Origin of the sequence: Bifidobacterium thermophilum, from assembly GCF_037482445.1 — a bacterium.
Lineage (GTDB): Bacteria > Actinomycetota > Actinomycetes > Actinomycetales > Bifidobacteriaceae > Bifidobacterium > Bifidobacterium thermophilum_B.
Genome location: NZ_JBBHLY010000001.1, coordinates 318,909 through 333,934, shown reverse-complemented (window position 1 = coordinate 333,934; position 15,026 = coordinate 318,909). Strand labels below are relative to the sequence as shown.

Annotated in this window: 11 protein-coding genes and 1 tRNA gene; 7 read left to right on the top strand and 5 right to left on the bottom strand. The window is 63.2% G+C overall.

Going from position 1 to position 15,026, the window contains the following annotated elements; translation table 11 throughout:
* Positions 1–468 precede the first annotated feature (468 nt).
* Positions 469–2,163 (bottom strand): phosphoglucomutase (alpha-D-glucose-1,6-bisphosphate-dependent), encoded by a 1,695-nt coding sequence (gene pgm / locus WD012_RS01320; RefSeq protein WP_339561999.1) that lies wholly within the window; start codon positions 2,161–2,163, stop codon positions 469–471.
* 4 nt (positions 2,164–2,167) lie between these two features.
* Positions 2,168–2,425 (bottom strand): hypothetical protein, encoded by a 258-nt coding sequence (locus WD012_RS01315; protein ID WP_339561998.1) that lies wholly within the window; start codon positions 2,423–2,425, stop codon positions 2,168–2,170.
* A gap of 235 nt (positions 2,426–2,660) precedes the next feature.
* Here WD012_RS01315 and WD012_RS01310 point away from each other — a divergent pair, with 235 nt between their 5' ends.
* On the top strand, positions 2,661–4,778 hold the full coding sequence (locus WD012_RS01310) for a glucose PTS transporter subunit IIA (RefSeq protein ID WP_339561997.1): 2,118 nt from the start codon (positions 2,661–2,663) through the stop codon (positions 4,776–4,778).
* Between the two features lie 26 nt (positions 4,779–4,804).
* A complete protein-coding gene (locus WD012_RS01305) occupies positions 4,805–5,686 on the top strand; it encodes a PRD domain-containing protein (protein WP_339561996.1) in 882 nt (293 codons plus the stop codon).
* Position 5,687: 1 nt separating this feature from the next.
* Here WD012_RS01305 and WD012_RS01300 read toward each other — a convergent pair whose 3' ends face one another.
* Positions 5,688–6,980, bottom strand: coding sequence for a diacylglycerol/lipid kinase family protein (locus WD012_RS01300; RefSeq protein WP_339562099.1), 1,293 nt, complete (start codon positions 6,978–6,980; stop codon positions 5,688–5,690).
* A 159-nt stretch (positions 6,981–7,139) separates the two neighbouring features.
* Between WD012_RS01300 and serS the strand changes: the two genes are divergently transcribed.
* From serS to WD012_RS01285, 3 genes are all read left to right on the top strand, one after another.
* Positions 7,140–8,426, top strand: coding sequence for a serine--tRNA ligase (gene serS, locus WD012_RS01295; protein ID WP_339561995.1), 1,287 nt, complete (start codon positions 7,140–7,142; stop codon positions 8,424–8,426).
* A gap of 107 nt (positions 8,427–8,533) precedes the next feature.
* Positions 8,534–8,618, top strand: a tRNA-Ser gene (locus WD012_RS01290).
* Between the two features lie 631 nt (positions 8,619–9,249).
* The gene (locus tag WD012_RS01285; protein ID WP_339561994.1) at positions 9,250–9,987 is read left to right on the top strand and encodes an HAD family hydrolase; all 738 of its coding nucleotides are present in this window, start codon (positions 9,250–9,252) and stop codon (positions 9,985–9,987) included.
* A gap of 51 nt (positions 9,988–10,038) precedes the next feature.
* Here WD012_RS01285 and WD012_RS01280 read toward each other — a convergent pair whose 3' ends face one another.
* Positions 10,039–10,749 carry a LuxR C-terminal-related transcriptional regulator gene (locus tag WD012_RS01280; protein ID WP_339561993.1) on the bottom strand — a complete coding sequence of 237 codons (711 nt, stop codon included), beginning with the start codon at positions 10,747–10,749 and terminating at the stop codon, positions 10,039–10,041.
* Entirely contained in the window at positions 10,746–12,395 is a 1,650-nt protein-coding gene (locus tag WD012_RS01275; RefSeq protein ID WP_339561992.1) for an ATP-binding protein, read from the bottom strand. The genes WD012_RS01280 and WD012_RS01275 overlap by 4 nt, the downstream gene beginning before the upstream one ends.
* A gap of 113 nt (positions 12,396–12,508) precedes the next feature.
* Between WD012_RS01275 and WD012_RS01270 the strand changes: the two genes are divergently transcribed.
* Positions 12,509–14,344, top strand: coding sequence for a PspC domain-containing protein (locus tag WD012_RS01270; RefSeq protein ID WP_339561991.1), 1,836 nt, complete (start codon positions 12,509–12,511; stop codon positions 14,342–14,344).
* Complete coding sequence (locus WD012_RS01265; protein WP_339561990.1) at positions 14,341–14,961, top strand: hypothetical protein; 621 nt, start codon at positions 14,341–14,343, stop codon at positions 14,959–14,961. The genes WD012_RS01270 and WD012_RS01265 overlap by 4 nt, the downstream gene beginning before the upstream one ends.
* Positions 14,962–15,026: the final 65 nt, after the last annotated feature.

Here is a 15,026-nt window from a genome sequence, read left to right as displayed (position 1 = left end):
GGGCGGCGTTGAATCGCCGGTTTGATGCTGTCTGGCGGTTGTTGTGTGAGCCAATCCTCACATGGTGGAAGCCGGAGGCGACGGGGCGGTTGGGGCGGTACCGTCTGACCCCTGTTGTGCGAGTAAATCCTCACACGCCTCCCGTCTTGACGTTCCGACCGGCGGCTCGGACCCTTTGAAACGGCCATCGTGTGATTGCCTCCTCGCACGGCGGGCATATTGACCGCGGAAACGGCTGATATAGCGGTCTAATCGCCCGTTGTGTGAGCGCATCCTCGCACGCCGCCCCAAATTCCAACCACAGCAAACGAAAGGACCCCGCCGCGGAGACATTCCGCAACGGGGTCCTTCCCTCTGTTGGTCCTCCGGCCTGTAAGCCATCAACCCTCCGGCAGTTGGCTTTCCAGCCATCGGCCTCTCAGATTGTCGCGATCAGCGTCACTGACGCATCAGCAACGCCAGCCGCAATCACTCGGCCAGCGCCTTGTCGACGACTTCGGTCGCTTCCTCGAGCACCTTGTCGAGGGTCTCGGGGGAGTCGAAGGATTCGGCGTACACCTTGTAGATGTTTTCGGTGCCGGACGGGCGGGCGGCGAACCAGTTGTTCTTGGTCGTCACCTTGAGGCCGCCGATCGGCGCGTCGTTGCCCGGAGCCTTGGTGAGCTTCGCGGTGATCTCCTCGCCGCCCAGGGTGGTGGCGGTCACGTCGTCGCCGGTAAGCTTGGCGAACTTCTGCTTCTGCTCGAGAGTGGTCGGCGTGTCGATGCGCTTGTACCAGCTTTCGCCGAAGCGGGCGACCTGGTCCTTGTGCAGTTCGGCCGGGTTCTTGCCCATCTTGCCGGTGATTTCCGCGGCCAGCAGGTCGGGGATCAGACCGTCCTTGTCGGTGGTCCACACGCGGCCGTCCTTGCGCAGGAAGCTCATGCCGGAGCTTTCCTCGCCGCCGAACGCGACTTCGCCGGTGAACAGCGGGTCGACGAACCACTTGAAGCCGACCGGGACCTCGACCAGCTTGGCGCCGATGGAGGCGGCCACGCGGTCGATCAAGGAGGAGGACACGAGGGTTTTGCCGATGCCGGTGCCTTCGGGCCAATCCGGACGGTTCGGGTTGCCGTTCTTGTCTTTGCCGAACAGGTATTCGACGACGACAGCGATGTAATGGTTCGGGTTCATGACGCCCCAGTCAGGGCACACGATGCCGTGACGGTCGGCGTCCGGGTCGGTGCCGCCGACGAGATCGTACTTGTCCCATGCTCCGTTGTTGAGGGAGTCGACGAGACCCTTCATCGCGTACGGCGAGGACGGATCCATACGGATCTTGCCGTCGTGGTCGATGGTCATGAAACGCCAGGTCGGGTCGACCTGTGGGCGCACGACCTCGATGGAGGTGCCGTACACTTCGTTGACGAGCGGCCAGTAGTTGACGGACGCGCCGCCCAGCGGGTCGATGCCCAGGCGCACGCCGGAGGACTTGATCACGTCGAAGTCGATGACATTGCCCAGATCCTCGACGTAATGCTTGCGGAAGTCGAAGCGCTCGACGAGGTCGGACTTGACGGCCTGCTCGAACGGGACGCGCTTGACGTTCTTGAAATCGGGCAGCAGCTCGTTGGCGCGCTTGGCGATCGCGTTCGTCGTCTCGGCCGGGGCCGGGCCGCCGGTCGGCGGATCGTACTTGAAGCCGCCGTCGGTGGGCGGGTTGTGCGACGGGGTGACGACGATGCCGTCGGCGAGGTCGTCGCCGGAGAAGCGCTGCGTGCCGTCGGCCGCGCGGTTGTGCGTCAGGATCGCCTGGGAGACGACCGGCGTCGGGGTGAAGTCGTCGCGCGAATCGATGCGCACGCGCACGCCGTTGGCGACGAGCACCTCGATGGCGGTCTTCCATGCCGGCAGGGACAGGGCGTGGGTATCGCGGCCGAGGTACAGCGGGCCGGTGATGCCGGCGGCTTTGCGGTGCTCGGCGATGGCCTGGGAGATGGCGACGATGTGGGCCTCGTTGAACGAGGTCTTCAGGGAGGAGCCGCGGTGGCCGGACGTGCCGAAGCTCACGCGCTGCTCGGGGATGTTGACGTCGGGGACGATGTCATAGTATTTGCCGATGACTTCGTCGACGTCGATCAGATCAGCTGGGGTGGCGGGAAGACCCGCGTTTGTTGCTACCATGACTTCAATTGTGCCACGTCGTTTGGATGTTCGCCGCAAGGCGTCCCGGCATATGGCAACGATCGCCGAAGTCATGCGCTTGCGTGCCGAATGAAACGTTTGCATCGGCGCAATTGTGCGGATTGCGCTTTTTGCTATCGTTTGCAGTCGTGGCTGGCGTGTCCGGCATATGCGGCGTGTTGCTGTGCCGGGCCCGTCCGTGTCTCATCGTCATGCGGCGGCGGCATTGCGCTGCCACCGGCGTGTGACGTACTGTTTTCATTGGAATTCCGCGATTCTAGTAGTGCAATGCCGTCCGAAGGTACGGCGCGTGTTGCGCAAAGCGGATTGTGGCGCTATAGTGAAAACGATTCGTTTATTGCAGGGTTGCAAGTCAAACAAGACGCAAGACCTGAGACACGGTGGCATTGTCACATCTGCTGCCGGGCCTCGGGTCTTTTTTGTTGCAGCCGCCTTGTGAATTCGAAGAGGAAGAACAGTCCAAGGAAGGAAAGACGATGGCTGAATCAACTGCCTCGCAGATCATCGACGCGATCGGTGGTCCGGGCAACATCAAGAGCCTGACGCACTGCGCCACCCGTCTGCGGTTCGAGCTTGTCGACGCGGGCAAGGTGGACCAGAACCGCCTCGAGCACATGAAAGGCGTGCTCGGTGCCGTACCGCAGAGCGGTGACCGCTACCAGGTCGTCATCGGCGGCGGCGTCGCCACCATGTACGACAAGATCATGCAGCTGCCGCAAATGGCCAATATCGGCGGCGGCGAAGTCAACAACGACGGCTCCAAGAAGCTGTCCAACGCCGAAGTCAAGGCCCAGGAGCGTTCCAAGGTCAAGGGCAAGCACGCGTGGGTGGACAACTTCTTCGAGTTCCTGTCCGACACGTTCCGTCCGATCATCAACGTGCTGCTCGGCGCGTCGCTGATCATCGCGATCCTCAACGTGCTTATCGCCTGCCATGTCATCTCCAACGACACGGAAAGCCCGACCCTGCTGCTGTGCAAGGCCGCGTATGAGGGCGTGTTCTACTTCCTGCCGATCATGATCGCCTACAACGGCGCGAAGAAGCTCAAGGTCGACGGCTGGGTCGGCGCCACCATCATGGCGGCCCTTATGACCCCGCAGTTCATGGCCCTGTCCGCGCCTGACAAGTGGTCGGGCATCTTCGGTGACAAGAGCGGTCTGGCCGCGGCCAAGGGCGCCCTCAACTGCGTGACCAACGCCACGCTGGGCACGCAGTCGTGCTCCACCAAGGTGTTCGGCCTGCCGTTGCAGCTCAACGACTACTCCGGCTCCGTGTTCGTGCCGCTGTTCATGGTCGCCGTGCTCGCGCTCGTCTATAAGGGCCTCGAACGGATCATCCCCGACAGTGTGCAGATGGTGTTCGTGCCGTTCCTGTCCATGGTCATCATGATCCCGGTCACCGCCTTCCTGCTCGGCCCGCTGGGCGTGTGGGTCGGCAACGGCCTCGGCGTCGGCCTGGCATGGCTGAACAACAACGCGCCGTTCATCTTCGCGATCCTCATTCCTATGCTCTATCCGTTCCTCGTGCCGCTCGGCCTGCACTGGCCGCTCAACGCCCTCATGCTGGTCAACATCAACACGCTGGGCTACGACTTCATCCAGGGCCCGATGGGCGTGTGGAACTTCGCCTGCTTCGGCGCGACCGCCGGCGTGCTGGTCATCGCGATGCGCGAGAAGAACGTCGACATGCGTCAGACCGCATTCGGCGCGCTCATGGCCGGTCTGCTCGGCGGCGTATCCGAGCCGAGCCTGTACGGCATCCACCTGCGCTACAAGCTGGTGTACAAGCGCATGCTGATCGGCTGCTTCATCGGTGGCGTGGTCATCGCGATCCTCGGCTGGATCTTCCCGTCCACGCTCGCCAATGGCCAGGTTGTGCACGGCGTGACCACGACGGCCTTCGCCTTCACCTCGTTGCTGACCATCCCGGTGTTCAGCCAGATGTGGGTCTATGCGATCGCCATCGCCGTGGCGTTCTTCGTGTCCATGTTCCTGATCATCACGCTCGACTACCGCACCGCGGAGCAGAAGGCCGCCGACCATGCGGTGGAAGCCCAGCAGTCGATGGACGAGGTCGAAGCCCCGGCCGCCGCGAGCGACAATACCGCCGCAACTGCTACCGCTACCGCGACCAAGACCGCGACTGATACGGTTGTCGCCCCGGTTGCCGGCCATGTCATCTCCTTGGATGAGGCGGGCGACCCGGTGTTCGCTTCCCGCGCGCTCGGCGAGGGCGTCGGCATTCAGCCCACTGACTCCACCGTGTACGCCCCGGTGTCCGGCGAGCTGTCGACGGTCGCCGAGACCGGCCACGCCTTCGGCATCAAGACCGATGATGGGGTCGAAGTGCTTGTGCACGTCGGCATCGACACGGTCAAGATGAACGGCGAGGGCTTCACCCCGGCCGTCATCAAGGGCCAACGCGTCAACGCCGGCGACAAGTTGGTGACCGTGGACTTTGATAAAGTCAAGGCGGCAGGTTTTAACACCGTCACCTTGATGACGGTTCTGAACACCGCGGCGCTTGGCGGCGTGACCCCGAAGACGGGCATCGACGTCAAGCCGGGAGACGCCGTCCTGGAGATCTCCCGCTGAATCGCGGGCTGATCGGAAGGAACGTCGTGGACATTCTCCGCGTTTTCAACAACAATGTCGTGCTTGCGCGCGACGGCGACCAGGAGGTCATCCTCACCGGCCGGGGCCTTGGTTTCAAAGCCAAGCCCGGCCAGAAGGTCGACGACTCCAAGGTCGTGCGGAAATTCGTTCCTTCCGACGGCCGCGATCCTGATCATGTAGCTGAATTGCTCGCGGATATCCCTCCGGAGACGATTCGGCTAGTCACTGACGCCATGACGCGCGTGGGGCTCGGCCAGCAAGCCGAGCAATCGCCTACGCTCGTCATGGCGCTCGCCGATCATGTGGTCGGCGCGTTGCGTCGGGCCAAGCGCGGCACCGCCGTGGAATACCCGCTCGACGCGGAGGTCCGTTCCCTGTACGCCAGGGAGTATGTCCAAGGGGAGGCGTTGGTTTCAGCGCTCAACGACAACCTGCATGATGCCCTGCCCCGCAGCGAGGCGGTGGCGTTCGCGTTGCATCTGGTCAATGCGGGCTTTTCCAACGGGGATTTGTCGTATACCTATACCATGACGGGCGTTATCCAACAGATGCTCGTCATCATCGAGAAGACCTACAATGTTTCGCTCGGCCAGCACAATATCAGTGTCGGCCGGTTCATCACGCATCTGCGTTACCTGTTCGTGCGCATCTACCAAGGTCGCCAATTGGACAGCGAGCCTGAACCTGTGATTGAGGCGATCAGGCAATCCTATCCCGATCAGATGCGGTGCGCGCAGAAAATCGCCGATGTCGTCGCAATCCGATTGGGCGCGGATCTGACTCCCGCGGAAATCGCTTATCTGGCGTTGCACGTCGCCCGCGTGGTATCCGACATCGATGAACGCGAACAGGATGATGTGTTGCCGACGGATGCTCAGCGCGATTGATTCAGATTGCTGTTGCCGGGGCAGCCGCGGAAGCGGTTTCGGGTGCCCCGGTGCGTACTGACGGCGACTTGGGTGCACAACTCGACTCAGACTCCAGTGATGTTGCCGGCGTGGATGTTGGCGCTGATACTGTTGCTGCCGCGGGGGTGGGGGCTGCTCCTGACGCTGTTGCCGTTACGGATGCCGGAACCGCCGCGCTCGCCTTGACTGGGTCGCTTTCCGGAGCACGCACGGTCAGCGATTGACGATCGACGGTGATGAGGATATGCCGTGTACGACCGAGCATATCGCCGTCCACCTCCGCAAGCGCCGCCTTTTCCAGTTTGATTTCGGCGCTGACGCCCTGCATCTGCTCGATGGTCGAATTTGTGGACAGCGGGCTTTGCTGCGGCTTCTTGGTGATGGTCTGATGAACCACGTCATTGAACAGGTTCGCCCAGCCAAGCAGGCCGCCGGTCGTGTCGATGATTTCGAAATCAAGTAGCCCGTCATCATAGGACGCGCTGGGCATCAGCGAAAACACCGGTATTTCGCCGCAATTGCCGGCCATGAACGTGCGGAACACCAGTCCGTCAACCGTGTGCGTGTTGCCGTGCGCGTCGGTCACGGTCACATCCGCCTTGAATTTCGGCGTAAACAGGTTCTTCGCCCCGCTGACGAAGTAGGCCAGCCAGCTGATGTTCTTCTTGAGTTGCGGATCGGTCTCCTCAATCATCTGCGCGTCAAAACCTACCCCGCCGATGATCATGAACGCATGCGGGTGATCTTCGTTCGGGTCGTCCAGCAGAGACAGGCGTCCGACGTCGACCTTCCTTGAACCGTGCGATGTGGCGATGGTCAGGGCCGCCTCGAAGTCATCCACCGGAATGTTGAGATTCCGGGCGAACAGATTACCCGTGCCAATCGGCAGAATGCCCATCGCATGCCCGCTGCCCGACATCGCGCTCGCCACCGTACGCACCGTGCCGTCGCCGCCCACTGCGACCACGACGTCAGCGCCGTGCCCGAGCGCTTCGAGTGCGCACGCGCGGCCGTCCTTGTCAAGCTGCGTGTCAATGAACTCGATCTGTTTGATGCCTTTGCTTTCGCAGAACGACTTGATCTGGCGGCGCCGCTCGTTGGCCTGCGGTTTGGACGGATTGATGATGAACGCGTAATGAACCTGGTCGTCTTCACGCTGTTCCAGTACCTTGGCGACATGCTGGCGGCGCAGATGGCGGACAAGGAAGAATACGGCGACACTAATCGCTACGACCGCGATGATGATTGCGATAACAACAACCGCTATGGGCATCTTGGACGACTGCATAGGTTCCATTCTTACCTGTTTCGCTGGGATGTCTATGGACAAAACTCGAGAATTTGACGGTCCCTCCACGAATTGTTTCGCGTTGCCGGCGCCGGCACCTACGGCCAGCAGTCACGTGTCGGCTTGCCGCATTAGTCTTGAACTATGCTTGATATTCAATTCATCCGTGAACATCCGGACACCGTCAAGGAGTCCCAGCGTAAGCGCGGGGAATCCGTGGAACTTGTCGACGAGGTGCTCCGCTCCGACGAAACCCGTCGCGAGTCGCTCAAGGCGTTCGAAGCCGCACGCGCCGAACAGAAGGACATGGGCAAGAAGATCGCCACCGCCGCTCCTGAGGAGAAGGCGAAGATCATCGCCCAGACCAAGGAACTGTCCAATAAGGTCTCCGAATACAAGGACACCGCAGACCAGGCCGCGGCCGAGTACACGACTGCGATGTGGAAGCTCAGCAATATCGTCGAGCCGGAAGCTCCGGAAGGCGGCGAGGATGACTACGTAGTCGTCAAGAAGGTTGGCACCATCCGCGATTTCGCCGCGGAAGGCTTCGAGCCGAAGAACCACCTCGAACTCGGTGAAGGCGTTGCCGGCATCGACATGAAGCGCGGCGTCAAGGTCTCCGGCTCCCGCTTCTACTTCCTGCGCGGCGCGGTCGCCCGCCTGCAGATCGCCATGCTCACCATGGCCGTCGACCAGGCCGAGGAGCACGGCTTCACGCTCGCCATCACCCCGACGCTCGTGCGGCCCGAAGTCATGGCCGGCACCGGCTTCCTCAACTCCCATGCGGACGAGATCTACCGTCTGCGCGAGCCGGATGACCAGTATCTGGTCGGCACGTCAGAAGTGGCGCTCGCCGGCATGCATGAGAACGAGATCCTCGATCTTGACAACGGCCCGCTGCGCTACTGCGGCTGGTCCAGCTGCTATCGCCGCGAGGCGGGCGCCGCCGGCAAGGACACGATGGGCATCATCCGCGTCCACCAGTTCGACAAGGTCGAGATGTTCGTCTACTGCAAGCAGGAGAACTCCCGCGCCGAGCACCAGCACCTGCTGCAGATGGAGCAGGAGATGCTGGGCAAGGTCGAGGTGCCGTACCGCATCATCGACACTGCCGCCGGCGATCTGGGCGCTTCCGCCGCCCGCAAGTTCGACTGCGAGGCCTGGGTGCCGACGCAGAACCGCTACCGCGAGCTCACGTCCACCTCGAACTGCACCGAATATCAGGCGCGTCGTCTGAACATCCGCGAGCGCACCGAGGACGGTTCCACCCGTTCGGTGTCCACGTTGAACGGCACGCTCGCCACCACCCGCTGGCTGGTCGCGATTCTCGAGAACCACCAGCAGGCTGACGGTTCCATCGAGATCCCGAAGGCCATGCGTCCGTACATGGGCGGCAAGGAAGTCATCGAGCCGCGCAAGTGGGAGGCCTGAGCCTTCACCTGATTCGTGTTTGCGCGCATGATATCGGTGTACCGGGCGCGTGGCTGCACACTGGGCATGCCTCGTGGTAGACTAACCGATTGTGCGTGCAAACGCATGGACAGGTGTCCGAGCGGTCTATGGAGACGGTCTTGAAAACCGTTGTGGTGCAAGCCACCGCGAGTTCGAATCTCGCCCTGTCCGCAGTACCCCGCGGGTTCAACCCGCGGGGTTTCTTATACCCTTGCCGGAACCGTTGCGGTTGCTGGGATTTGCAGGTATGGCCGGCTGCCGGCGGTCTTGCGGATGATGCGGGAGAAACCGGGTAAATCGGTCCCGTAACAGGGTATTTCGCAGGGTTGTAGCAGGGTAAGGCGGTATTTGGGGCGGTACCGAATCGTGTGCATGGCCATGCCGGTTCCGCACCGCGCATGTCGATGGGCGATGTTCATCGTGTGGAAAGGATACCGGCGGTGGCGGCGTAGCCTGGAGCAATGGTCGGATGAAGGAACCGCGGAAAATGGCCGATTCGCCGGCTGTTGGCACTGTGTTTGCCGTCGGCGGACCCGCTGTGCGGCTCCACGGTCGTGATTTACGATGTCGATGTTCATGGTGTGGAAAAGTAACCCAAGGATTGCATAGCACCGCGAATCATTCTTGGCAGAAGAATGACGGAATCCCGCGGATTGTGTGCTGCAACCCGGTGCCGTTCCGTCGCGCGGCCTCGGTTTCCCTTCCATACCCTGCGACTTGCCCGTGCAAATCGCGGCCATCCACCGCCCACCACCTGACACGCGGCACTGGTCCGGCATCGGTATGCGCGACAATATGAGACATGAACGAGCACATCCAAGACGCAGCCACAACCACGGCCGTCCTTGCCGCCGGTACAGGCAAGAACGGCGCCGACCGTATGCCCGGCGGACCGGTACCTGCGCCCGACGAGACCCTTATCGCCCCGCTTGGCGGCCCGATCACCGACGTCATCTTCGATTATTGCGATGTTCTGCTTGACTGGCGTCCGTGGCGCGCGCTTGAGGGCTTGTATCCGCAGGGCGTGATTGACATGTTCTTCGATCCCGCGGACGAGTGGGGCTACGATTTCATTGACCGCCTGCTCGATTCCGGCGTCCCGATGCAGGATGTGCTTGCCGAATACTCACGCCACCACGGTCCGGCGGTCACGTGGGTGCTGCGCATGTGGCTCGAGCATGAGGAACGGGCGATTTTCGGCGTGCTTGATGGCATGGGCCAGTTGGTCGATGACCTGCGATCTGCCGGCGTGCGGGTGTGGGGCCTTACGAATTTCACGACGGAGGCGGTTGATATCGCGCATTCGCGATTCGATGTGTTCAGCCGGCTGCAAGACACGCTCGTTTCGTCGCAGGAGCGTCTGCTCAAGCCTGACCCGGCGATTTATCTGCGCGCAATCGGTCGCTTCGGTGTCGACCCGCAGTCCACGGTGTTTTTCGACGACAATCCCCGCAACGCGCGTGGGGCGAGAGTCGCCGGTTTGCGCGGGGTGACGTTCACATCTGCAGACCAGGCGCGCGCAGTGCTCGGTTTGTCCTGATCATCCCGCCGATGCGGTTCAATCGGGCAATCGGACCGCATCGTCCGCCATTCACACAATGCGCCGGTCTGCCGCCCAACGCGTCAGCTCGGTCCGGTTGGACAGTTGGAGTTTGCGCAGCACCGCACTGACGTGGGTTTCTACGGTTTTCACCGAGATGAACAGTTCGGCGGCGACTTCCTTGTACGTGTACCCGCGGGCGATGAGGCGCATGACTTCCTGTTCGCGCGCCGACAGCCGGTCGAGCTCGTCATCATGGACCTCGCCTTCGGGTGCGATACCGCCGTTCTGGAAGGCGGACAGCACGAATCCGGCGAGTTTGGGGGAGAATACGGCGTACCCTTCATGCACTTGTCTGATGGAGCTGGCCAGATCGTCACCGGTGATGGTTTTGGTCACGTAACCGCGTGCCCCGGCGCGGATCACCGAGCCGACATCCTGCGGGGAGTCTGAGACGCTCAGCGCCAGGAACACGGAAGCGGGGGAGAGGGGATGCGAGCGGGTGAGGATTTCCGTGCCGCCGCCGCCCGCCCCGCCGGGGACATGCACGTCAAGGAGCACGACATCCGGCTTGGTCTGGGCGATCATGTCGATGGCCCCGTCCACGTCGCCGGCCTGTCCGACGATGTCGAAGTCCGATTGGAGTGTGGCGATGACGCCCGCGCGGAACATCTCGTGGTCGTCGACGACGGCGATGCGGATGTCGTGCGCGTCCTGGGTATTGCCGCTGGTCCCGTTGCTGTCTTGTCCGGTCTGGCTCATCGCTCCTCGGTTTCCGATGTCTCGTGCTGGCTGTTGTCTGCGTTGTCCATGATATGCGTGCGCGTGCCTGCGGGGGTTGTCGCGTTGCCGATGGGCATGTGCATGCGTACTTCGGTGCCCCAATGCGGCCGGGATACGATGTCGACGGATCCGCCGCGCCGTTTGATACGGCCGACGATGGACTCGCGGATGCCGAGCCGGCCTTCGGGTATGGCGTTCATGTCGAAGCCGTCGCCGTGGTCGCGCACGTACAGGTCCACGGCGCTGGTTTTTGCCTCGCAGTACACGGAGATCGGTTCGCCGCCGTGCGTGACCGCGTTGACCAGGGCCTGTTTGGCGGCTTGCAGCAGCGCGTCGGTCTGCGCGCTGGGCTGGGCGTCGCCGACGGTGACCACGTCGATCGGCTTGCCTGATGTGTCTTCGACTTCGGCGGCGATGTCCTTGATGCCGGTGCTGATGGATTTGTCCGGTGGCGTACGTTCCTGGTACAGCCAGTTGCGCAGTTCGCGTTCCTGTTGCCGGGCGAGCGTGAACACGGTGTGTGGCTCGGTGCTGTGCAATTGGATGAGGGCGAGTGTCTGCAATACCCCGTCATGCAGGTGTGCGGTCATGTCCGCGCGCTCCTCCTCGCGTTCCTTGAGTGCGCGTTCGGTGCCCAGGGACCGTGTCAGGGACGTGAACCATGGGATGACCGCGAGCGCGGCGGATGCGAGCATCACGATGCCCGCGAGCATGGTTTTGCTGTGCATCTGCTGGGTTTCGGGTTGCAGGAGGACGGTGATGCAGAAGGCGGCGATGAGTAGCGCCAGACCGAGTATGGTTGTAGGCCATTGGTTGTCCTGCTCGTTGAATCGCAGCCATGCGACGAGTACCCCGCTGACGGTCATCATGGCGGGTAGGATCATCGTGGTTTCGCCGGTGTGCAGCATGATGGCGCTGAGGATCAGCATGATGATGCCGGCCAGTGCGATGATTGCGGGCTTGGGGGCTCTTCGGATGGCGTCCAGCAGGCTTTCGCTGGTTTCCGCCGTGTCCGGTGCGGCGGCTGACTGTCTGGCCGCCTGGGTGCTGCCGGCGAATGTCGGTACGGCCTGTGACGTCGCCGCCGGGACACCTGGAGTGGCACTGGCCGCATTGTCGGCGCTGGTGGTCATGCCGCCTGCCGGCAAGGGCTGCGCGGCCTTGCTGCCGGTTGTGTTGCCGGCCCGTCTGGTGTCGGGGATGGGGGCCGGTGCCGCCGCGGGTGCCGCGGGGTATCCGGGGTATGCGGGATAAGCGGGATATGGGGGATAAGCGGGGTATGGGACGTTGCCCTTTGATAGGGGAGCCTGGGCTACCGGTCGCCTCCGTTGCGCTTCGAGTACGGGATCGCCGACCGGCACGGTCAGCCATAGGAAGATGTAGGCGATGATACCGGCGCCGAAGATAAACGAGGTCACGATGAACACGAGTCGCACCAGCCATACGGATACGCCCAGATGCAGGCTGATACCACGGCAGACCCCGCACAGCATCCTGCCGTATGTCGGCCTGTACAGTGGCAGTTTCGCCGGGGCGAGCGGGGCTGCGGCATTCGGCCGGGTGCCGGATGGTCTGGCCGTGGGCGGCGCCTTCGGCTGTCGGGGCGTGTTCGTTGCAGATGTCATGCCTCTATTGTGCGCCCCTTGGGTCGGGGGCTCGGGGTTCATAGCCTGTTTTCAGGGATAAATCGGGTGTTTCCCCGATATGTTTTCCGGCATTCGGTTGCTGTAATGGAACCATGAGTAACGCATATGATCAATCAGACAAGCCGGCGCCCGGACAGCCGTCCGATGGCGATGCCTCGGCGCGGCCGGCACAGCAGTCCACTGCCGACGGCCAGCCGGGCAACGCGGGCTGGGACCGTCGCCAGGGCCAGTACGGTTACGAGGCGCCGGGCCGGTCCGGAGCCGGCAACGGTAACTGGTATCCTCCCCGCCAGCCAGAACCGCGCGACAAGCCAAGGCGCGACTGGCGCGACGTGTTCTTCGGCTGGATTCGGCAAAGCGATCTGGTGCGTACCGAGGACCGGTACGTCGGCGGCGTGTGCGCCGGCATCGCCCACCGGCTGGGCTGGAATCCTGCCCTGGTGCGTGCCATCGCCATCATCCTCGCCTTCTGCGGCGGTTTCGGTGTGTACGCGTACGTGTTCGCCTGGCTGCTGATGCCGGACAGTGCCGACGGGCATATCATCGCCGAAGACGTGCTGCACGGCGGTGACGGCTGGCAGTGGGTGTTCGCCCCGATCGCCATGTTCCTTGTCGTCAGTGCGGTGATGTCGTGGCTGATGAGCGACGGTTGGCGGTGGGATATCACCGGATGGGTGTCGCTGCTCGCGCTCGCCATGGTGCTGGTGATGTTCAATGCGACGGCGTACCGCACGAATAGGCCGCGTCCGGCCGCTCCGGCCATGCCGGCGCAGGGCGCGCCCATGCCGGGCGACCCGGCTGCCCGCCAGCAGGCCCCCGCCCGTCCGGTACAGGCGCCGGCATACCCGCAGTACAACGGGTATCACGATATGGTGCCGCCTGCGCGTCCCGCGGCACCGGCCCGGCCTCGTATCGTGCGTACGAGGCGCACGCCCGCCGGCCCGCTTGCTGTGCTGTCCTCCTTCGGCCTGGTGCTGTTGTCCGCGGCACTCATGGTGTTCTGGTATATGAGCCGTAACCATGGCGAACCGCAGGTGGTCAGCATGGTCGCCTCGGCGACCGGTTGGATCGGATGCGTGTGCGTCGTGCTCGGCGTGCTGCTGATCGTGCTCGGCGCCAGGGGCCGCCGGACTGGCGGACTGCACCCGCTGGTGTGGCTGTCCGCGTTCATCGCGATGGTCATGATGCTCACCGCGGCGGCGACCGGCTACTGCCTGACTGATATCAACCATCATGCGCAAGGCTACGAGCGTGTGGACGTCAACGGCTCCATGACCATGACCGCGACCAAGTCGACGCTCAAGCAGCTGAGCGATGGCGTGTATTTCGTCGGCGACAGCTATGACGGCGACAAGGTGACCATCGACCTGAGCGATTACGGCGAACGGTACGGCACCCACAAGATGACCGACATCGAGCACGATTACCTCTCCTACTGCCCGACGGGCACGTACCGGATCGTCGCGAGCGACGTGCAGGTGGATGTGAAACTGCCCCGGTATTGCACCTACGAGTTCAAGCACCCAGGCTATATGGGCGGCGACGGTGTCGGCGGCAGGTACCTGCTGTATGACTCCGGGTTTGTGCAGGTGGGGTTCGATGACGGCATTCCCATCGACGCGGCGTCATCGGAGCGGGGCCATGTGGTCGATCCCCAGCCATCCGCTTCGGCGGGCTCGGACGGCAAGTCCTCGGATTCCTCGAAGAGCGGCTCCGCCGACGACACCGGCAATGACGACGGGGATGATGGCGATGATGAGGACTACGACGATGACTACGACGATTTCACGGATGACGTCGTGTCCACGTCGGAGCTGACCATCGACGCCTCGACGATCCAAGGCCAGGTCGGCGTGACGTACGGGGGCAACGGCAAGGGATATGTCCGCATCCCCTCCGACAACACCAAGAAAGAGGGCACGAAATGAGTGAAGCCAAGAACCAGGATACGGTCGAGACCGTGGCCATGCAGCAGGTCGCCGCAGAGCCGGTCGCAGACACCAGGGTCCTGCCGCAGGCCGCATCGCAACCGAATACCGCTTCGGAGGATACCGCGCGTATGGATTCCGGGCAGACGGATACCGTACGGCTGGATACCGTCCAGGACGCTCCCACCCGGACGATGCCCCGGCCATCCGCACCGCGTGGCGACATCCCCCTTGATGAGCTGGCGCGGCAACGGCAGCAGGCGGCAGACCAGGAGCCTCGCCAGGCGCATCCGCTCGGCGACAATACCGTGCCGATGTACACGGGCGCACAGGTACGGCCTTCGCAAGCCGCGCAACCGGTCGAACCGCTCGCTATCCGTACGCCGGCCCCCACCGGGGTCAGCGCCGGAACCGTGGTGCTCGGCGTGCTGCTTGTGCTGCTTGGTGTGGCGGCGGTCGCCATGGCCGGTATGGTTCCCGACTGGCCGTTCGGCGCGGTCGATCCGTGGATTGTGGCGGCGGTCGGCATCGGCGTGGTCGGTGTCGCGCTGGTCGTCATCGCCATCATCTGGGCGGTCGCCAACGCGGTGTCAAGCCGTCGTCGTGAACGCGAGTAACGCCCGCAGCGTGACAACACCCCGTCAATCCTCACCCTCTGCCGACACTGACAACCCGCTCGGCG